This is a genomic window from Pseudomonas sp. Ors-4-3C, from assembly GCF_055755035.1.
Map to the genome: position 1 here is coordinate 48,378 of NZ_CM146900.1, position 18,665 is coordinate 67,042.

The following is an 18,665-nucleotide window of genomic DNA, read 5'->3' on the forward strand; positions in this document are numbered from 1 at the left end:
CAGCCTGCGGCAGCTCCTACAAAGGCTCGATCAAATGGCGTTACAACCTGAAAACGAAGATTCGTAAACCGAGTGGTAGTCTCGCTGCTTCGATGGCTGTATCGCTGGAGTACATTGTGGCGAGTTTGACTATCAGCAATCTTGACCTTCAGCTCTATGAAGAACTGCAGTTAGCGGCAGATATTAATAATCGTTCGATTGAAGAGCACGCGCGTGTGATGTTGCAGAAAGCGCTCGAGCAGAATCAATCTGTCGCTGGCTTGGGGACTCGAATTCATAGACGATTTAATAATGTCGGTGACGTTGAATTGGATGTGCCTTCACGCTGAAGCCAGTATTTTCTCGGCATCGCCAATTTTCAGTGGCAGTAAATCTGACGCAATCGCGGGCAAGCCCGCTCCCACAGGTTTTTCGGTCGTTCACATATTCCGTGTTCGACTCGTTTCCTGTGGGAGCGGGCTTGCCCGCGATTGGATTTACCCTTTGGCGCTGACTGAAAATCAGACGCGGAAGTGGCTGACCATTTGCTGCAACTGACCACCCAGGCGTGCCAGTTCAACGCTGGACGCTGCGGTTTCATCGCTGGCCGCGGCGGTCTGTTCCGACACGTCGCGCACGTTGATGATGCTGCGGCTGATTTCTTCGGCCACGGCGCTTTGCTGTTCGGCGGCGGCGGCGATCTGCTGGTTCATCGACTGGATGTTCGACACCGTGCGGGTGATGTTTTCCAGGGAATCGCCAGCCTTGCGGGTCAGGGCCACGCTGCTGTCGGTCAGGGCGCGGCTGTTGTTCATCACGGCAGCGACTTGCTGGGTGCCGTTCTGCAGACCGGCGACCAGGCCTTCGATCTCTTCGGTGGATTTCTGTGTGCGCTGGGCGAGGCCACGGACTTCGTCGGCGACCACGGCAAACCCACGGCCGGCTTCACCGGCACGCGCCGCTTCGATTGCGGCGTTGAGCGCCAGCAGGTTGGTCTGTTCGGCCACAGCCTTGATCACGTCCATGACGCTACCGATCTTGTCGCTTTCCTGTTGCAGCACGCTCATGGCTTCGGTGGAACGCACCACTTCGCTGGCCAGGCGCTCGATCTGGGCGATGGCTTCGTTGACCACCTTGTCGCCTTCACGGGCTTCGCCGTCAGCGGCGGCAGCGGCTTGCGAGGCTTCTTCGGCGTTGCGCGCGACTTCCTGCACGGTGGCGGTCATCTCGTGCATGGCGGTGGCCACCTGATCGGTCTCGACCTTCTGGCTGTTGACACCGGCGCTGGTCTGCTCGGTCACGGCCGAGAGTTCTTCGGCGGCGCTGGCGATCTGAGTGACGCCGTCGCGGATGCCGCTGATCAGGTCGCGCAAGGTCACGCCCATGCGTGCGATGCCTTGTTGCAGTACGCCGAGCTCGTCGCGGCGGGTGACGGTGACGTTCTGGGTCAGGTCGCCGCTGGCAATGCGCTCGACCACGGCCAGGGTCTCTTGCAGCGGACGGGTGATCTGACGGGTGATGATCACCGCGGCAATCACACCGACCAACAGCGCCAGCAGGGTGCTGATCAACTGGAAAGTACGAGCCTGGGCGCTTTCGATGTCGCGACGGTCGAGCTGGATCTGGTACAGCTGCTCGCTGGTGTTGACGATCGCGGTGCCCTGATCGGTCATCTCTTTACGCGCCTGCACCGCTTCGCTGTTGGCGTTTTTATACGCCTGCAACGCGCTGCGGTAATTGGTCAGGGCGGTTTCCAGCTGACGGAGCGTGTCTTGCTGGGTACCCGAGAAGTGCGTGTTCAACTGCTTGAGGCTGTCGATGGCCACGTTCAGTTGGGCGACGGCTTTCTGCTCGGTTTCGGCATTGGTGGTGGCGGTGTAGCCGCGCACTTCATAGCGCGCGAGGATGAACGCTTCCTTGGCTTCGGTGATGGCCTGGAACTGCGCGAAGCGCTCGTCGCTCAGGGGCAACTGCTGAACGCGGTTGCTGATCGACTCGATCAGGTTGTAAGCGGTGTCAGCGTTGGTGCCCATCACGTCACGGGCACTGTTGCCGGTGCGGTAGGCGTTGCGCATCTTGTTCAGTGAGGTCTGGTATTCGGCGATGGTCGCGGCCTGTTCTTTGAGCAGCTTGACGTTTTCCGGGCTCTTGAACTTGTTGATCAGCGCCTGTTGTTGCGCGGCGAAGCTTTCGAGGGTGGTTTGTACATTCTGCGCGGCGGTTTCGTCGCCGTTGGTCAGCATGTATTGCAGGCGCACCACACGCAGCTTGGTCAGGCCGGCGTTGAGCTGGGTGATGTCGCTCATCCAGTTGCTGCGGTCAATCAGGCCGCCGAGGCTGGTCCAGCCCGTCAGGGCCAGCACGCAGGTCAGGGCCAGGACCAGGCCGAAGCCCAGACCCAATTTCATGTTCACGCTGATGTTGCCGAACCAGCTATTCATCACAATTCCTCCAGGAACGTAGAGCTACTTGATCGTCGGTCAGGCTGGAAGATTGTTGTTTTTTTGAGCCAGCAAGGGTGTTAGCAGGTTTGTATCGGCCGCAAACACGAGAGCTGAAAGGATTTTGTCCTACGGAATTTGTAACAAGGGCACTTCAAGACTTTTTTCACATACGTTTCACCGGCCACTTACGCACGCCTCTTTACCCTTACCGCATCGAATTGACTGTGATGCATGCCGACGAGGCGGCCCGATGTGGAATTGAGACTGAGTCTGTTCGGCGTCAAACGCTCGATCTCCCTGAGCGGACTGGCCCGTTACCGCAATACCTGGGTGGTGCTCGCCACGTCGCTGCTGGTGATTCCGCTGACCCTGTGGCTGCTCGCCCCGGCGGCGGTGCCGGACCTGGCGCATGGCAATGTGTCCGGCGCCCGCGCGCTGGCGGCCGGGTGGGCCAAGGGCGACATGATCGTGCTGGTGCGTCACGTCGAGCGCTGCGATCACTCCCCGGCGCCATGCCTGAGCGGCGATGATGGCATCACCGACCGCTCGCGCAGTGTCGCGGTGAGTGTCGGCGCACAGTTCGAGCATCTGGGCCTGAACCGCGTCGATATCTATAACAGCCCGATGCTGCGCACCGTGCAGACCGCCGGTTACATGTTCAACCGCGCGGCCAGCGAAGACTGGCTGATCAGTTGCAAGGGCCGCATCTTGCAGGAAGCGCTGGCGCACAAGATCCCGGGGCGCAATCTGATTCTGGTGACCCACAGTGAATGCATGGCGGAGCTGGAAAAGGATCTGGATGTACCGGTGTCTGACCCTGGCTATGGCTCTTCGCTGTTCGTTTCCGCCGCGAACAAGGCCGCCCCGCGCATGCTTGGCTTTATCGAGGCCTCCGACTGGCACTCAGTGACCACTCGATGAACTGAGGTGTGCAAAGCGTCAGCCCAAACAAAACCCGCCAGTCCGGCGGGTTTTTTATTGTCTGGCGCGAGGGGCGTCAGTAGCCGACGAAGTAGTACGCCTGACGCCCGACCATCATGGTCTTGAGCACTTTGAGCGGTGCGGCGGGTTCGCGGTCTGCCGAGATCACCGCGACGTTCGAGGGTGACGCGCTGAGGAAATCATGCAGTTGCGCGTCGGTGTCCAGCCCCTTGAGCACGCTTTGGGTGTAGAACACGCTGGCGCCGCCGACCCGTTCATTGGCCTGGAACAGCGCGACCTGATGACCGTTGGCTTGCAGGGCCTGAATGTGTTCGGTCAATGGCAGGAACGACAACTCCTTGTCTGCGTTGGGCAGTGCCCACTGGGCCGCGCCGAGGTAGCTGGCGATCACCACCGTAAGCAGTCCTGCGGCAATCGCCTGACGATGACGGGCGATTCTTCCGATAAAGCGGTCGGTGGTTTCGCGCGCCTGCAAGCGCTCGAACAATACGCGCGCGTACTCCGCGGCGATCACCGCAGCCGCGGGGGTCATCGACATCAGGTACACCGTGCGCTTGCTCGAGGCCAAGGTCAGCATGATGAACTGCGCAACGATCCACAGGCTGAAAAACAGCAGGTAACGGTTGGCCTTCAGTTCCTTGCGGAAATGCCACAGGCCCAGGTACACCAGAATGTTCCACGGCAGAAACGCTTCCGGCAGTTTGGCCAAATAGTAATAGAACGGCTCATAATGCCCGGCCTCGACGAACGAGCCGCTGAAGCGCCCGACGCTGTTGGTCAGCAGCACTTCAGCGACGGCGTGCGAACCACCGCGCTGATACAGCACGGCGAGCCAGATCAGCAACGGTATCAGACCCACGGCCGTGAGCAGGCCGGGACGCAGCCAGGCGCCGATCTTCAAGCGTTTGTCGATCAGGTTATCAGCCAGCAGGTAGGCGAAAATCACCACCCCCGGCATCGCCAGGCCGAGCACACCCTTGCTCAAAGTAGCGATAGCGATCCCGACGATAAACAGCAGCGAGCTACCGGCGCTCGGTGCGCGTTGTGCCTGAAAGAACGCCAGCAGCGCCGTGGCCACGCCGAGCGCCAGCAGCGCATCCTCGCCGACCCCGCGCACGTTGCTCCAGTAACTGGCCATGGTCGCCAGCAGAATCCCCGCCGTCCAGGCGACCGCTTTCGGGCGCCCGAAACGGCGCAACATGCCGTACAGCAGCATCACGCTGAGCAACCCGGCCACCGCCGACGCCAGCCGCACCGCCCAGGGCGAAACACCGAACACGCGCATGGCGCCAGCGTCCAGCCACAGGCTCAGCGGTGGTTTTTCCAGAAACGGCTCGCCAAACAGGCGCGGCGTCACCCAGTCATCGTCCAGATGCATCTCCATGGCGATCCCGGCGACCCGGGCTTCGGTGGAGCCTTGCAACTGGTGGTTACCCAAAGCGAAAAAAAACAGCAGGGCGGCGAGTAGAAACAGTGAAGTGGCGGCACGCGGCATGGATTTCAGGCAACCGGAAAGGGCAGGAGCCTTGAGCATACTTCGCCAATGCTTAACAAATTGTGAAACTCACGCTAATTGTCGCGACCAGCGCTGTTCCGGTGCTTCGAACAACGGATTGACCAGCGCCGTCAGCACATGATCCTGCCAGCGTCCGGCGATATTCAGATAAGCCTTGGCATAGCCCTCGCGCTCGAAACCCAGGCGCTCCAGCAGTCGCGCACTGCGCTCGTTACCGGGCATGTAGTTGGCCATGATCCGATGCAGGTTCTGCGTGTCGAACATGTAGCCGATGCCGGCCTCCAGGCCTTCCTGCATCAAACCCTGACCCTGATGCGCGTGGTCGATGTGATAACCCAGATAACAGGCCTGAAACGCCCCGCGAATGATCCCGCTGAAATTGCACGCGCCGATCATCTGCTGGCCATCCGGCGTCAACAGGGCGAAATGCATCGCCAGCCCGGCCTCGAAAGCACTGGCCTGGACTTCAAGGCGTCGGCGAATCTGTTCGCTGGAAAAGTATTCGGTGGTGCGAATCGGCGACCAAGGGGCGAGGTGGCGTTGGTTGCGTGCATAGAAGTCACTTTCCAGCTCGGCCTGTTGCGGGGCGAGGATGGCAAGCGTCAGGCGTTGGCAGGGCAAGGTCAGCAGCGGCATCAAGGGCTCCGGTGGGCAGGGTCGAGGGACAGGATTGCCCGTGAGGCGGAAAAAAACAAACCGCACTGGCGCCCTGTAAATTTCTTTGGTTGAGTGCACAGGGTATCGACTGCGGCATTTCCGGGATTGGAGGAACAAGCAATGGAATTTGCATTGACGGTAAATGGGTTGGCACTGTGTGTTCGGGCGCCGGACCCAGCGCTGGTCGCTCCGGTGCGGGAGGCGCTGAACGCCAGTTACCGCGAGCATGCGCCTTTTCTCGAGTGGGCGATCGAACATACCAGTGAGGAGCGAGCGCTGTCGTCCATGCTGCAAGCGCGGGATGACTTCGCCAGCGAGACCGGTGAGCGGCGCTTATTCATCGTGACTGAGGACGGACAAGCCATCGTTGGCTGCATCGGTCTGGTGCCGCGTCGACGCAAGCGCTACGTCGTCGGTTATTGGGCCAACAGCGCGTTTGCCGGCAAGGGCTACATGCGCGAAGTGCTCCAGCAATTAGTCAGGCGCCTGCCGGAGTTCACCTTTTACCTGACCACATCGTCGGCCAACACCCGCAGTCAGCGTCTGGCTGAAGCGGCGGGGTTTGCGCTGATCAGGGTTTACCCACAGGCGCGGCAATCGCAGCAGCACGGCGTGCAGGACACTTGGGTGTATCGCTTCGGCAGCAAACGCCAGGCAAAAAAAAGCCCGCGGGAGAGCGCGGGCGAACCGTAGTTTCTTGAATGAGCGAGCGGACTGTACCGTGTTGATCGAACGGGGGCAGTGAAGAAAAATTCATCTCGGTGGTGACCGCTCTGCAACGCATCAGGGCAAGTGATCCGCTGCGAAATCCGCTTCCGAACGTGCGCGTAACCGGCCCTTGCGGCAGGCCTGCTGAAAGCGCTCGAAGTCGCGTTCGTTCTGCGCGGTGTAACTGCGTGCGTATTTGAACAGTGCGTCCGCCAAGGCATCGCCCTTGCCGATGTAACCACTGATTAGCGCCGCATTGCCTGAGGCTTTGGCGTGCGCCCGTGCCAGCGCGCGACCACAGACCCGTGCATAGGCGGCGAAGGTTTCGGCGTCGAAGTTTTCCAGCTCGGCGGAGATCTTCATGTCGCGCAATTGCCGGACATAGAAAAACCGCCCGGTAGGCCCGGTGGTCCAGCCAAGAAACAGGTCGCTGGCCGATTGCATCAGGCGCTGACCCTCGACCACTCGCTGACCTTCATGGCGCGTCCGGCATTTGGCATTCACATAGTCGGCCAGCACCGAGCGCCGCGCTTCCTTGAATTGCAGGAACAGCGGCGATTCCCGTTCGTCAGTCAGCAGCGCCACGAGACAGCGGGTGCCAACACTGCCCACGCCGACCACTTTGAACGCCAGATCCTGCACCTGAAACCGCGAGAGCAATTCCCGACGGTCAGCCTGCAGCGTGGTCCTATAATCGCGCATGAACGCTTCGGACAGCGGACGCCAGTCTGACAGCCGCAGCCAGTCATCATCGGCGTCGAGCAGCGTGGTGTTGTTGTGCAGGTGAAAAATTTCCGGCAAGTCGTCGCGAATGACCAGCCGCCCGTTGGCGTCGCGCTCGCTGATCTTCGGCAGCAACTCGGCGTGGGTGCGCCGTTCGGCTTTATCGACGGCACGCTGTACATGCTCCAGCGCACTCTTGCGCGCCTGATCGAGCAAGTCTTCGTACTTGATCGAGTCGTACCAGGTTTCCAGCGCACTCTGCTCGGCGCACTCAAGCATGGTCGCCTGATAGGCACCCACCATCTGCCGACAGACCTCTTCCTGAACCGAATCACCATGGCGCAAATCACGGGTGGCGATCACAAAACTGGCCGCCAGACGCTTCAGATCCCATTCCCACGGCCCTGGGTGAGCCTCGTCGAAATCGTTGACGCTGAACAACAGGTTGCGCTCGGGCGTGGCAAACCCGCCGAAATTCATCAAATGCGCGTCACCGCAGATCGGCCCGACCAGCCCCATGTTCTCGGTGTCCGACAAATCGTGCGCCTGCACCAACGCGTTGCCGCGAAAGAAGGCGAACGGCGACACCAGCATCCGCCCGTAACGCAACTCCACCAGTGAGGCGACGCGGCCCTGACTGGAGGCCTTGATCAGCGGGATCGGATCTCGGTTCATCTTTCCGGTGGTGGCGTGGGCGCTGCGCGAGCATTGTTTGCGGGCGTCCTTGCCTTGCTTCATGCGGTCTTGGAGGGTGGTCATGAGCGCTCGTTTTGGCGGTGGGGGCGGTGTGAGTTTAGAAGCGGTTTGAAGGTTTATCCTCCGGCCGCAACGCGCCCAGTTATTTCAGAACGCCGTGACCTTCCTCACGCAAAATCCACACCGGGAAGCGTTTACCCATTCAACGAGAGTCCATTCGTCCAGTGATTAAAGGTGGCTGATGTTCAGCGATGAGCGGAGAACCTGACTTGTACGTTTCCTGAAGCATCCATTGCACGTAAGTCAACCCGTCGACTGTAAACCCGGGTCGCGCTGATTGCGAAATCAATGTGGATTTCCGAATCGGAATTCCACTGAATATCTGGCGAAGCCGAGTGGTCAACGAAGCTGTCGCATTCGCCTGAATAAACGTCGTAGTTCTTGCTTTGTACCACCTCCTCCAGTGGCATCCGGCTGTTGAACACGACCACAGTGTCGTTACACATCGGCGCAATCGCCCCACCGCCCGAGCGAGAAATCAGGGCTGCGCTGTAATGTCCACCAGGTGAAACGAAAACCTTGGAATACACATCGTCATCGGCGTCGGCAGTCATGCCGATCAAAGTAATTGCGGCGTACTTCAATACGCTAAGAACACCGATTATCGAAAAGACCCACTTCACCCAACTGAACAGCTTGGATCGATAAGAGATGCCGGTTGATGAGGGGAGTAGAGGTGGGATCAAGCGGGGGAGGTCGGTCATAACTGTCCATGTCGAATTGCGAAAAGCGTTCCAGCCAGGTTGAGAGGGGGCGAATCTACGCCGGCTCTTGTGCGTCAACAAGGTGGTTATTAGTCACTTGCTGTCATTTTTGACTGATCAAACGAGGGGAGTGGTGATGAGTTTCAGGCACAAAAAAAGACGTCCTTGGACGTCTTTTTTCGTTGAGTTGGTGGAGCCGGGGTAATCTGAACTGGATTTTTAAGTTATTGATTTGTATGGATTTATGCGGTTTGTTTTTTTGTTTGGAATACTTTTTGGAATACAGTGTTTCTTTGCAAAGCCTGAGTCGTGATCGGCTGCGCCGATGAGGTCCTGTCATTAGCCATAGCTTGGATATCGGAAAAAACCAAAATAGCTCGCCGCGTCACCAGACTGCGGCCGGGCATGGAGGAAGGGCGTATCCCTCTCGCCCTTCTACATCACCTCCCGATCTGGACAACCTACGATAGCTCCATACGGCGGACTGCCTACGGTTGTTTACCATAAGGAGGAACCTTCCATTACAATCCACGGCACCGTGGATTGGTTAAAAAAGCTGACGCGGGATGCTGCTAACGACCCGGTTTTGAGCCGATGCTTTTGACTTGGGCGCAATGCCTCCGCCTTGTCACTATCTTGATTGTTCGTGGCACGCCAAATGTCATCCCGCTAGAGTTTGCCGGGACAAGGCAAGAATTAGGCATCCTCTGAGGTCTCGCATTAATCATCAAAATTTAGCGGCTTAAGTGGCCGCCTTCGCTTTTGAGCGATCTGGACAGTGGTAAACCATGAACGCAGTAGAAATCGAGTCCGCAATATCGGAGCTGGCTCTCCAGCCTTTCGACGCGACGGAGTTCCCGTTTGCCTTTTTAGCCGCATTCGGTAGCAAAGACACGGCGCTCAAGCGCCTGCGTGCAGGCAATAACAATGCGTCGGATGTGTCCGGTGGAGTGTTGCTCAGAAGTAACATTCATATAGCCGTGTGCGAAGCTGGCACCGTGGGCGAAACCCTCAAACGGTTGCTAGCCAGCCCGGCCACCATAAAAAGCAAAGCCAAGTACGTTCTCGCCACCGATGGTCAAACCGTTGAGGCCGAAGAGCTGATCACAGGTGAAACCATTACCTGCGACTATGGGGACCTCCCTAACCATTTCGGCTTCCTGCTGCCGTTGGCAGGCATCTCCACCATCAAGGAGATCAAAGACAACCCCATCGATGTACGTGCTACTAGCAGGCTGAACAAGCTGTACATTGAGCTTCTGGGAGAAAATCCGGACTGGGCCAAGGACGAACGTCGGGCTGACATGAACCACTTCATGGCGCGCCTGGTGTTTTGTTTTTTTGCGGAAGACACCGACATCTTCAATGGAGAGGGTTTATTCACCCGATCTGTAGACCGGTACAGCGAGCGCGACGGCTCCAATACCGATCAGGTGCTGTCCGAAATCTTCCGTTCCATGAACATCAAAGGTATCGATCGCACTACTGCCCAGCCGCGATTGCCGAGCTGGACTAACGGTTTCCCCTATGTCAATGGTGGGTTATTTTCCGGGAGTACTGAAGTCCCACGCTTCACGCGCATGGCGCGTACATATCTGCTGCATGCAGGTGAGCTGAACTGGAAGAAAATTAACCCAGACATTTTTGGCAGCATGATCCAAGCTGTAGCAGACGATGCTGAGCGCGGCACGCTAGGCATGCACTACACCAGCGTGCCCAACATCTTGAAGGTGCTCAATCCGCTATTCTTGGATGATTTACGCGCTCAGTTGGCGGAAGCAGGTGATAACGAGCGCAAACTGCTGAATTTGCGCCGACGCATGGCACACATTCGAGTGTTCGATCCGGCATGTGGGTCAGGCAACTTCCTGGTCATTGCCTACAAACAGCTGCGAGAAATCGAGGCGGAGATCAATCGCCGTAGGGGTGAGGCTCACAATAAGTCAGAAATACCGCTGACCAATTTCCGTGGCATTGAGTTGCGTGACTTTCCGGCAGAAATTGCCCGTCTGGCACTGATTATTGCCGAGTACCAGTGCGACGTGTTGTATCGCGGTCAGCAGGATGCACTCGCCGAATTTTTGCCGCTGAATGCGCAAAACTGGATTGTCTGCGGGAATGCTCTGCGGTTGGACTGGATGAGCATTTGCCCGCCAACCGGGACGGGTGTGAGGGTAACCGGCGATGATTTGTTCGATACACCGCTGGATCAGACGGAAATCGATTTTGAGAACGAAGGTGGTGAAACCTACATATGTGGTAACCCTCCCTATTTGGGAAATACTTGGCAGACACCGGAGCAGAAAGCCGACATCCGTAACGTCTTGAACGGACGCACCGGCTCCACAGGCTTCCTAGACTATGTGGCTGGTTGGTTTGTAAAAGCAGCAGACTGGATTGCAGCAACCAACCAAGGCATCGCTGCATTCGTGACTACAAACTCAATCTGCCAAGGTCAGTCTGTTCCCATAATGTGGCCGATTCTGTTTGATGCAGGCTGTGACATCAGATTCGCATACACGTCGTTTAAATGGGCAAACCTCGCGAGCCATAATGCGGGCGTGACAGTGGCTGTAGTTGGCATTGGATCTCAAAATAGCGCTACCCGCCGCCTCTACGAGCATCAAGATGACGGCAGCGTTGTCCTCCGTGAAGGTGCCTCGATAACGCCGTATCTGACGATGGGGCGGCGCGTCATTGTTGAAAAAAAGAGAGCGCCGATGTCCGACCTTGGCGTCATGGAGTTCGGCAACAAGCCCAGTGATGGGGGAAACCTGCTCTTAAGCCGGGACGAGTTGGAATCCCTCAGTTTGACGTCAGCCCAAAGAGAGCTATTCATCCGCCGTATCTATGGGTCGGCCGACTTCATCAACGGCGGCACCCGGTTTTGCGTTTGGATTGAAGAGAAAAACCTGGCGGAGGCACAAGGCATTCCAGTCCTAAACGAACGTATTGAGGCTGTTCGCATGGTGCGTATGGCAAGCCCCGACAAAGGGGCGCAGATGTTGGCAAGACGCGCGCATCAGCTCAAATTGATGCGAATAGGCGAGCGGCACACTATCGTTGTGCCGAGTGTCTCCTCTGAGCGAAGACCATTCCTGCCTTCGGGAATCATCGATAGCCATACAACACTCACCAACTTGGCCTTTGGCTTGTACGACGCCCCACTCTGGAACATGGCCGTGATCGCGTCACGCTTGCACTTGGTCTGGATTGGGACCGTCTGCGGAAAAATGAAAACCGACTTTCGCTATTCGAACACTCTCGGCTGGAACACATTCCCTGTGCCGCTGCTCACCGAGCAAAACAAAGCCGATCTGACTGCTTGTGCCGAGGATATCTTGCTTGCTCGCGAAGCCCATTTTCCAGCCACCATCGCCGATTTGTACGATCCTGAAAACATGCCTGACAATCTACGCCGTGCCCATGAGCGAAACGATGAAGTGTTAGAGCGTATCTACATCGGTCGACGCTTCAAAAACGACACTGAGCGGCTGGAAAAGTTGTTCGACCTTTACACCAAGATGACGGCCGGTGCAGCCAAAGTCGCACCCAAAATAAAGGGAAAAAAAGCGTGACGGAACCAGCCAGCAATCCGACAAATAGCTATACCGTACCGTCGGTGTCCATTACCACTGCTCGCACCGGCGCATCCAGTAAAGCCAACCAATTGGGCATGCGAACGATGCAAGAGCGCGCCTACACCAAGCGCGGTGAGCAGTACTTGTTAATCAAATCACCACCAGCTTCGGGAAAATCTCGTGCGCTGATGTTTATCGCGCTGGACAAGCTCCACAACCAAGGCTTGCAGCAGGCCATCGTCGTCGTTCCGGAGCGTTCTATTGGCGGTAGCTTTGCTGATGAGCCTCTTAGCAAGTACGGCTTTTACTGGGATTGGCAGGTATCCCCTCAGTGGAACCTGTGCAATGCCCCAGGCATCGACGAGCCACGTGTAGCCAAGTCCAAGGTTGGGGCGGTAGGTAAGTTTTTGGAAAGCACTGACAAGGTGCTGGTTTGTACGCATGCCACCTTCCGCTTTGCGGTGGAAGAGTTGGGCATCGAAGCTTTCGACAACCGTCTGATCGCCATCGACGAATTCCACCACGTTTCCGCGAACCCAGACAACAAGCTTGGTGGGCAACTGAGCGCCTTTATCGGTCGCGATAAAGTGCATCTGGTAGCTATGACCGGCTCTTATTTTCGCGGTGACAGCGAGGCAGTACTGGCCCCTGCGGAAGAGGCTAGGTTTGAGACGGTCACTTACACTTATTACGAGCAGCTCAATGGCTACCGTTGGTTGAAGTCTCTGGACATAGGCTACTTTTTCTACACTGGAAAGTATGTGGATGCCGTCGCCAAGGTGCTGGACCCGGCGTTGAAAACTATCATCCATATTCCCAATGTGAATGCCCGCGAAAGCCTCAAAGACAAGGAACGCGAAGTCAACGAGATAATGAGTGCGCTGGGGGATTGGCAGGGTGTCGATCCGGCCACCGGCTTCCACCTCATTAAGACCAAGGACGGTCGCACTCTGAAACTGGCCGATCTGGTGGATGACAGCGACGCGGCTAGACGTTCGAAAGTGCTCGCCGCGCTGAAAGACCCTGTGCAGAAGAATAACCGGGACAACGTGGATGTGATCATTGCGTTGGGTATGGCGAAGGAAGGCTTTGACTGGATCTGGTGCGAACATGCGCTAACTATTGGCTACCGATCAAGCTTGACGGAAATTGTGCAGATCATTGGCCGCGCAACTCGTGATGCCGAGGGGAAGGAGCGCTCACGCTTCACCAACCTGATCGCCGAACCTTCAGCCGATCAAAGCGCTGTTGCTGAAGCGGTGAACGATATGCTCAAGGCCATTTCTGCCAGCTTATTGATGGAACAGGTGCTCGCACCGCGCTATGAGTTCACCCCTAAAGATACAGGACCGAAAGAGGGTTTCAATTATGGGCTCGATGGTTATCAACCAGGTGGCACTAACCTCGGCGTGAATGAAGCCACAGGCCAATTCCATGTCGAGATCAATGGCCTGACGACGCCGCAAAGCGCAGAAGCTACGCGCATTTGCAAAGAGGATTTGAATGAAGTGGTGACCAACTTCTTACAGGATAAAACCGTGTTAGAGCGCGGTTTGTTTGACAAGGAAAACACCCTGCCCGAAGAGCTGACACAACTCCGCATGGGCAAGATAGTGCGTGAGCGTTACCCAGACTTGAGCGACGTCGACCAGGAAGCCATTCGCCAGCACGCTATCGCTGCAATGAACATTACTCAGCAGGCCAAACTGGTCTTGGGGCAGGCAGATGCGAACGGTGGTGACACCGCCCAAGGAAGTACAGCGCTGCTGGATGGCGTGCGTAAATTCGTTAACGTACGCGAACTGGACATTGACCTGATCGATCGTATTAACCCCTTCGACGCGGCTTATGCGGTGCTTGCGAAAGCGATGGATGAGAAATCATTGCGTCAGGTGCAGGCCAGCATTGCCGCCAAGAAGTTGAGTATTCCCGAAGACGAAGCCCGTGAGCTGGCAAGGCGCGCTTTGCAGTTCAAGAATGAACGCGGTCGCCTCCCGGATATCAATTCCGCCGATTCGTGGGAGAAGCGAATGGCCGAAGGAGTGGCTGTATTATCCCGTTACCGTGCGCAGGCCAGGGCCGCACAGGCTCTGAGAGAATCCGACAATGGCTGATATGAACGATGACGAACTGCTGGATGCGCTTGGCGTAGAAGTCACTCCACTCAAGGTAGCAACCCGAACGCCTCGTGAAGAACGGATCGTCGCCGGCTTCGAGGACATTCTGCGCTTTTATCAGATCCACGGTCGTGCACCACTACACGGTGAAGACCGCGACATATTCGAGCGTTTGTATGCAGTGCGCCTGGATCAGTTACGCAGGTTGCCGGAAGCCCAAACCCTACTGACTGCGTTCGACGAGCCCGGCCTGCTGTCTGGTGCCTTTATCGCTTCGGTGGATGTGGACGAGCTGGATGAAGACGCATTGCTTGCTGAGCTCGGTATGGGCAGTGAGTCCGCAGACCAGAACGACATCACGGTGCTGCGCCATGTGCGTTCGAGCACTGAAAAGCGTGCTGCCGAGGAAGTCGCTGATCGTGCTCCTTGTGCGGATTTTGACAAATTCCAACCGCTATTCGAACTAGCTGAGAGCGATCTGAAATCCGGCATTCGTAAAACCTTGCGTTTTGGGCGCGATACCAGCGTTGAAACTGGAAACTACTTCATCGTCGGCGGGCAGCTAGCGTATGTAGCCGACATAGGAGAAACCATCAAGGCTCCGAATGGCGAAAGCGATGCGCGTTTGCGCGTCATCTACGCCAATGGCACGGAAAGCAATCTGCTGCGTCGCTCCTTACAACGCGCGCTGTACAAAGACGACACTGGTCGCCGACTGACAGACCCGGACATGGGGCCGTTGTTTGGTGATGCTTCTGAATCCGACGACATTGAGAGCGGCACGATCTATGTATTGCGAAGCTTGTCGGGCCACCCATTTGTGGCAGAGCACCGCGAACTGATTCACAAGATCGGGGTGACTGGTGGTAAAGTGGAAGCACGCATCGCGGGCGCGGAAAAAGATGCTACCTACATGTTGGCTGGAGTGGAGGTAGTCGCCGCCTATAAGCTGCACAACCTTAATAGAACGAGATTAGAGAATATCTTCCATCGCTTATTTGGCGCAGTGCAGCTTGATCTGACCATAGAAGATCGCTTCGGAAATCCGGTAAAACCGAGAGAGTGGTTCCTTGTGCCACTCCATGTGATTGACGAAGCGGTCGAGCATATTCGTAATGGAACTATTACCGAAATGTTGTACGATCCCAAGTCGGCTCGCTTAGTCAGCTAGTACCTATGAAAAGGCGTAGGGTGTCTAAGCTAACACCCTGTGCCTACAAATAAATATTCTTAATAGCGTCGTACTTAACGCCTTAACGCCTTAACACAGACTCGAAGCATCACTTTTTCCACAGATGGTAGTCAGGGTTAAGGCCGATAACATTCTGCTTGGAGTCGTAACAAAATTCCATTGAGCAATTTTCTGTATTGGAAGCTATCGGTACGTAAACGGGAAGCCGAGCACGACTCACTTGGTCGCTACCTCCATCAATTGTTAGATCGCAAGCATCACCTTGAGGATCGCACCAAATGTCATAGGTTCCGGAAGCATTAGGTGTTGCTTTCACTGAGGTAGCCACAGGTGTTACTACGGTGTTGCCTGCTGGAGCACCTCCGAACAAAGGCCCTGTACCATCTTTATAAGCCCAGTCAGTTCCGTCGGCCCCTGGGTAGATATAAAAGTCTAAGTAAACAAAGTATTTCATATCTTTCTCAGTGTTACTTTTGCCACGATAATTTCGACTGTTGTCTATGCATTTTTCTAGCTGCGGAATGCATGTGACCGCTTCGAAGGTGGGCTCTTCTCTCATTGCGGATTGACCACTCTGGTCCTGGTACTGTACTACATGTTTTTCTGGTCTGGTTGAATCTGTACAGTGTTTAATGTTGCTTCTCAAAACTTCGCATTTAATGGCGTTCGGGGTTTGATATTGGCTCCAAAGATCTGCTTTAGATTGCGTCGATAAAATTACGAGTGCTGTTGCGACAAGTACTTTAGAGATTTTCATAGCTTCCGCTGCTTTCCTTAACTTGGTTTGAAGTCATGGCATTGATGCCGTGAGGGGCTCGGTTGGGGATCTCACACGTTACGTCAACGAACCAAAAAGGGTCGTAAATGCCGTGGTTGTTTAGGCATCATAGCGTAACGATTCTCGGCATGGAAAGAATCTCCGCAAGCCTTGATAAAGACCGTGACCTTGTACGTTTGGGGGCTGCTGTGCGTGCTCGTCGACTTGAGCTAGGGCTTTCCCAGGAAGCATTAGCCGACTTCGCGCAGATTGATCGGTCCCATATGGGAAAAATCGAGCGGGGAGAACGAAATGTTACGTTCTTGAATATCTTGCGCATTGCCAAAGCGATCCAACGTAAGCCATCTGAGCTGCTGAGCGACGCCGGGCTTTGAGAGCTACTGTCTTCTCAGCGACGACCTCCCAGCCTGGTTGGTACGGGCTGAGAGGCCATTGCTTTATGCCGCGAGCTTTAGGGCCGCATTCAGTGCTCGTTGCTTGAGAGTTGCCCCTTGGCCGAACCATGCGGAATCAATGCGGTACTCACTACTTCGAGCTCGACGCTCGTGGTCCACATACTCAGTTACAGCGTTGAGTAACCCCCAGGCAGTGCCCTGAGCCGACTCCAGTGTCGATCCGCGTCCCTGTCCTTCGTATAGATTTTGCACCTTCCGCAATGCCCGCTCATTAGGCAGGACTGTCGGTAGCGGGCTATCAGGGCTGGTGTCACACAGTACGTTCATGAAGAAACTCATCGCCTCGGGCCACTGAACCTTTCGCTCAGACAGATTTTTCATTCGGTACATGAACTCGTCCCATTGAGAGACGGCGATACCGAGCTGCCTTTTCACCGCTTGTGGATCGAAACGCGTGCTGTGCGGTACTTTGATAGCGTTGGCTACGCCGTCCAAGGCTATGGTCAACGTGTTGTTGCATACCACCCGTACCGTGGTCGGTGTTGCCGTCGTAGCCAGCGTACCGTCACAGGAGGTGGCTAGCAGCAGGTAACCATTCACCTGGTCGTTACCCCGGAGCGTCGTGCCTTGTCCGGTACGAGCCAGTGCCCAGAACTTACGACCACCTTTTAGTATCCCAGCCGTTTCCAGTTCGTAGCCTGAAACCTCGGTGAGGTCTCTGTAGAACTCTAATACCTCACGGGGTTGCACCACCTGGTAGCGTTGAGATACGACTGAGAGAGCGATTTTCGTATCGGAGCGATACAGTACTTTCTGCTCAGGAAAAGTGTGAATGCTCCCCAAGTGGCCGATTGAGCCAGCTTTGTAGTGGACCGGGCTTTCCTGTATCAGCCAGTCCATGCCCGCTTCCTCTTGCCAGACTTCAAGAGGTTGCTTTTTTGTAAGTTGGTTGCCAAGACCATGCCAAGGAGTAGCGCCGACATAAGCCATTTTTTCGATGAGATGAGCCATTTTTTAACTCGCTAGCAAAGTTTAATGAAGTTAACAGGAATGTGAGTTATCAGATTCTGGACGTAAAAGAATGACGGCAACTTAAACACTGGAAGTTGTTAAGTATTCTCGTGTCGATCTGTTCCCCCACAGTCGCGCCAGCAATGCCACCTGCTACTCCGCCGAATAGACCACCTATTAGAGCGCCAGCTATTCCCCCTATCGCAATGCCTATAGGGCCACCAGTAACACCTAAAGTCGCGCCTAGCTCTGCACCTGCTAACGCTCCCGTGGCACCACTCGTTGCGCCTCCTACAGATCCAATAAAACCGCCGGTCTTTCGTCCGATATTTCTGGTGGTTATGCGAGATGAATTACAGTTCGGGCATGAGTTGTTCATTTTAGTTTCCGTAGTGGACTGCTTTGCTGTGGATGGCGTTTCGCTTTGAATAATTCATATATTCAATTAGGTAATATGTATTTCAAATAAGTTTGATTAGTGTGTTGATAGTTAGCTTGAGTCCGATACATCAATAAGGAATATGAGTTTATTTTAATATTCTATTTGGTTATAAGCGTGGTGTTCCAGTTAGGTCCACAACCGCTGTGCGTGTTGGTTCTTCAGGAAAGCTTGGGTTAGTTCTTCAGGTCGTCATTCTTAGGGCTTACGCGACGTGTATTTTTTTACGTAAGCACAATTTTGCACGCGATTCGCATGAATATTTAAAGTCGATCCATAGCCAATTTGACTCATGAGAGGTTGACGATGGAAGCGCAGACGCAAAGGCCAATGAGGGTTCTCCGGATGAGGGAGGTCCAGAAACGTATCGGTTTATCGCGGTCCACAATTTATGATCGGATGAACGTCAATTCGCCCAGGTACGACAAAACCTTCCCCAAGCCGATAAAGCTTGGCTGCTCAGCTGTCGGATGGATGGAAGCGCATATCAACGACTGGATTCAGTCCAGGGCAACCAATTCTGAGCTCTGACCCGTCGTTGGTCGTATCTGGCGTAGCACTAACTCGATGGTTGTGGATTTGCAATTAGGCCTTTTTTATTCCGGGCCACGCTTTGTAGATTTCTTCCTTTGCCTAGATTCCCTTCTGAATGTCCCGTAGGGGGATTCTGGATTCTTTGTTATTGCATTAGCTCTAAGTATTTCTTAGCAGATATGCCTATTG

General features: G+C 55.5%; 16 protein-coding genes and 1 pseudogene. 8 read left to right on the forward strand and 9 right to left on the reverse strand.

The window, feature by feature from the left end:
• The first annotated feature begins 116 nt into the window (after positions 1-116).
• The gene (locus ACVHNU_RS00195) at positions 117-329 is read left to right on the forward strand and encodes a FitA-like ribbon-helix-helix domain-containing protein (protein ID WP_473018764.1); all 213 of its coding nucleotides are present in this window, start codon (positions 117-119) and stop codon (positions 327-329) included.
• Between the two features lie 171 nt (positions 330-500).
• On the opposite strand, the gene ACVHNU_RS00200 is transcribed toward ACVHNU_RS00195, so the two are convergent.
• Both ACVHNU_RS00200 and ACVHNU_RS00205 read right to left on the reverse strand, forming a co-directional pair.
• Entirely contained in the window at positions 501-1,364 is an 864-nt protein-coding gene (locus tag ACVHNU_RS00200) for a methyl-accepting chemotaxis protein (protein ID WP_371260362.1), read from the reverse strand.
• A 42-nt stretch (positions 1,365-1,406) separates the two neighbouring features.
• Positions 1,407-2,420, reverse strand: a pseudogene (locus tag ACVHNU_RS00205) (methyl-accepting chemotaxis protein); the annotation flags it as partial.
• A 255-nt stretch (positions 2,421-2,675) separates the two neighbouring features.
• Here ACVHNU_RS00205 and pmrG point away from each other — a divergent pair.
• Complete coding sequence (gene pmrG, locus ACVHNU_RS00210; RefSeq protein WP_262143719.1) at positions 2,676-3,344, forward strand: lipopolysaccharide core heptose(II)-phosphate phosphatase PmrG; 669 nt, start codon at positions 2,676-2,678, stop codon at positions 3,342-3,344.
• A gap of 76 nt (positions 3,345-3,420) precedes the next feature.
• Here the strand turns inward: pmrG and ACVHNU_RS00215 are convergent, their stop codons facing one another.
• Positions 3,421-4,899, reverse strand: coding sequence for an ArnT family glycosyltransferase (locus ACVHNU_RS00215; protein WP_473018765.1), 1,479 nt, complete (start codon positions 4,897-4,899; stop codon positions 3,421-3,423).
• 30 nt (positions 4,900-4,929) lie between these two features.
• A complete protein-coding gene (gene rimJ, locus ACVHNU_RS00220) occupies positions 4,930-5,517 on the reverse strand; it encodes a ribosomal protein S5-alanine N-acetyltransferase (protein WP_473018766.1) in 588 nt (195 codons plus the stop codon).
• 141 nt (positions 5,518-5,658) lie between these two features.
• Between rimJ and ACVHNU_RS00225 the strand changes: the two genes are divergently transcribed.
• Positions 5,659-6,231 (forward strand): GNAT family N-acetyltransferase, encoded by a 573-nt coding sequence (locus ACVHNU_RS00225; protein ID WP_473018767.1) that lies wholly within the window; start codon positions 5,659-5,661, stop codon positions 6,229-6,231.
• A 90-nt stretch (positions 6,232-6,321) separates the two neighbouring features.
• Here the strand turns inward: ACVHNU_RS00225 and ACVHNU_RS00230 are convergent, their stop codons facing one another.
• Both ACVHNU_RS00230 and ACVHNU_RS00235 read right to left on the reverse strand, forming a co-directional pair.
• Positions 6,322-7,728 carry a DUF2252 domain-containing protein gene (locus ACVHNU_RS00230; protein ID WP_473018768.1) on the reverse strand — a complete coding sequence of 469 codons (1,407 nt, stop codon included), beginning with the start codon at positions 7,726-7,728 and terminating at the stop codon, positions 6,322-6,324.
• Positions 7,729-7,910: 182 nt separating this feature from the next.
• Positions 7,911-8,429: a hypothetical protein gene (locus ACVHNU_RS00235; protein WP_473018769.1), complete on the reverse strand. Its 519-nt coding sequence runs from the start codon at positions 8,427-8,429 to the stop codon at positions 7,911-7,913.
• A gap of 788 nt (positions 8,430-9,217) precedes the next feature.
• On the opposite strand from ACVHNU_RS00235, the gene ACVHNU_RS00240 reads away from it, so the two are divergent.
• Genes ACVHNU_RS00240 through ACVHNU_RS00250 form a run of 3 tightly spaced genes read left to right on the forward strand, consistent with a single transcriptional unit; the run spans position 9,218 to position 15,298 of the window.
• Positions 9,218-12,007, forward strand: a complete 2,790-nt coding sequence (locus ACVHNU_RS00240) for a class I SAM-dependent DNA methyltransferase (RefSeq protein ID WP_473018770.1) — start codon at positions 9,218-9,220, stop codon at positions 12,005-12,007.
• A complete protein-coding gene (locus ACVHNU_RS00245) occupies positions 12,004-14,124 on the forward strand; it encodes a DEAD/DEAH box helicase (protein ID WP_473018771.1) in 2,121 nt (706 codons plus the stop codon). The genes ACVHNU_RS00240 and ACVHNU_RS00245 overlap by 4 nt, the downstream gene beginning before the upstream one ends.
• A complete protein-coding gene (locus tag ACVHNU_RS00250; RefSeq protein WP_473018772.1) occupies positions 14,117-15,298 on the forward strand; it encodes a GIY-YIG nuclease family protein in 1,182 nt (393 codons plus the stop codon). The genes ACVHNU_RS00245 and ACVHNU_RS00250 overlap by 8 nt, the downstream gene beginning before the upstream one ends.
• Before the next feature lie 109 nt (positions 15,299-15,407).
• On the opposite strand, the gene ACVHNU_RS00255 is transcribed toward ACVHNU_RS00250, so the two are convergent.
• Positions 15,408-16,076 (reverse strand): hypothetical protein, encoded by a 669-nt coding sequence (locus ACVHNU_RS00255; protein WP_473018773.1) that lies wholly within the window; start codon positions 16,074-16,076, stop codon positions 15,408-15,410.
• A 149-nt stretch (positions 16,077-16,225) separates the two neighbouring features.
• On the opposite strand from ACVHNU_RS00255, the gene ACVHNU_RS00260 reads away from it, so the two are divergent.
• Positions 16,226-16,471 carry a helix-turn-helix domain-containing protein gene (locus tag ACVHNU_RS00260; protein WP_473018774.1) on the forward strand — a complete coding sequence of 82 codons (246 nt, stop codon included), beginning with the start codon at positions 16,226-16,228 and terminating at the stop codon, positions 16,469-16,471.
• A 63-nt stretch (positions 16,472-16,534) separates the two neighbouring features.
• Here the strand turns inward: ACVHNU_RS00260 and ACVHNU_RS00265 are convergent, their stop codons facing one another.
• Positions 16,535-17,503, reverse strand: a complete 969-nt coding sequence (locus ACVHNU_RS00265; protein ID WP_473018775.1) for a DUF932 domain-containing protein — start codon at positions 17,501-17,503, stop codon at positions 16,535-16,537.
• 49 nt (positions 17,504-17,552) lie between these two features.
• Positions 17,553-17,882 (reverse strand): hypothetical protein, encoded by a 330-nt coding sequence (locus ACVHNU_RS00270; RefSeq protein WP_473018776.1) that lies wholly within the window; start codon positions 17,880-17,882, stop codon positions 17,553-17,555.
• Between the two features lie 390 nt (positions 17,883-18,272).
• Here ACVHNU_RS00270 and ACVHNU_RS00275 point away from each other — a divergent pair, with 390 nt between their 5' ends.
• Positions 18,273-18,473: a helix-turn-helix transcriptional regulator gene (locus ACVHNU_RS00275; RefSeq protein ID WP_473020043.1), complete on the forward strand. Its 201-nt coding sequence runs from the start codon at positions 18,273-18,275 to the stop codon at positions 18,471-18,473.
• Positions 18,474-18,665 lie beyond the last annotated feature (192 nt).

What these genes read in the sequence shown, in the direction of transcription:
- ACVHNU_RS00240 (WP_473018770.1), top strand. Translation starts at nt 9,218, where the DNA reads ATGAACGCAGTAGAAATCGAGTCCGCAATATCGGAGCTGGCTCTCCAG.
- ACVHNU_RS00215 (WP_473018765.1), bottom strand. Translation starts at nt 4,899, where the DNA reads ATGCTCAAGGCTCCTGCCCTTTCCGGTTGCCTGAAATCCATGCCGCGT.
- ACVHNU_RS00270 (WP_473018776.1), bottom strand. Translation starts at nt 17,882, where the DNA reads ATGAACAACTCATGCCCGAACTGTAATTCATCTCGCATAACCACCAGA.
- ACVHNU_RS00250 (WP_473018772.1), top strand. Translation starts at nt 14,117, where the DNA reads ATGGCTGATATGAACGATGACGAACTGCTGGATGCGCTTGGCGTAGAA.
- ACVHNU_RS00235 (WP_473018769.1), bottom strand. Translation starts at nt 8,429, where the DNA reads ATGACCGACCTCCCCCGCTTGATCCCACCTCTACTCCCCTCATCAACC.
- ACVHNU_RS00200 (WP_371260362.1), bottom strand. Translation starts at nt 1,364, where the DNA reads ATGGGCGTGACCTTGCGCGACCTGATCAGCGGCATCCGCGACGGCGTC.
- ACVHNU_RS00260 (WP_473018774.1), top strand. Translation starts at nt 16,226, where the DNA reads ATGGAAAGAATCTCCGCAAGCCTTGATAAAGACCGTGACCTTGTACGT.
- ACVHNU_RS00275 (WP_473020043.1), top strand. Translation starts at nt 18,273, where the DNA reads ATGAGGGTTCTCCGGATGAGGGAGGTCCAGAAACGTATCGGTTTATCG.
- ACVHNU_RS00225 (WP_473018767.1), top strand. Translation starts at nt 5,659, where the DNA reads ATGGAATTTGCATTGACGGTAAATGGGTTGGCACTGTGTGTTCGGGCG.
- ACVHNU_RS00255 (WP_473018773.1), bottom strand. Translation starts at nt 16,076, where the DNA reads ATGAAAATCTCTAAAGTACTTGTCGCAACAGCACTCGTAATTTTATCG.
- ACVHNU_RS00265 (WP_473018775.1), bottom strand. Translation starts at nt 17,503, where the DNA reads ATGGCTCATCTCATCGAAAAAATGGCTTATGTCGGCGCTACTCCTTGG.
- rimJ (WP_473018766.1), bottom strand. Translation starts at nt 5,517, where the DNA reads ATGCCGCTGCTGACCTTGCCCTGCCAACGCCTGACGCTTGCCATCCTC.
- ACVHNU_RS00230 (WP_473018768.1), bottom strand. Translation starts at nt 7,728, where the DNA reads ATGACCACCCTCCAAGACCGCATGAAGCAAGGCAAGGACGCCCGCAAA.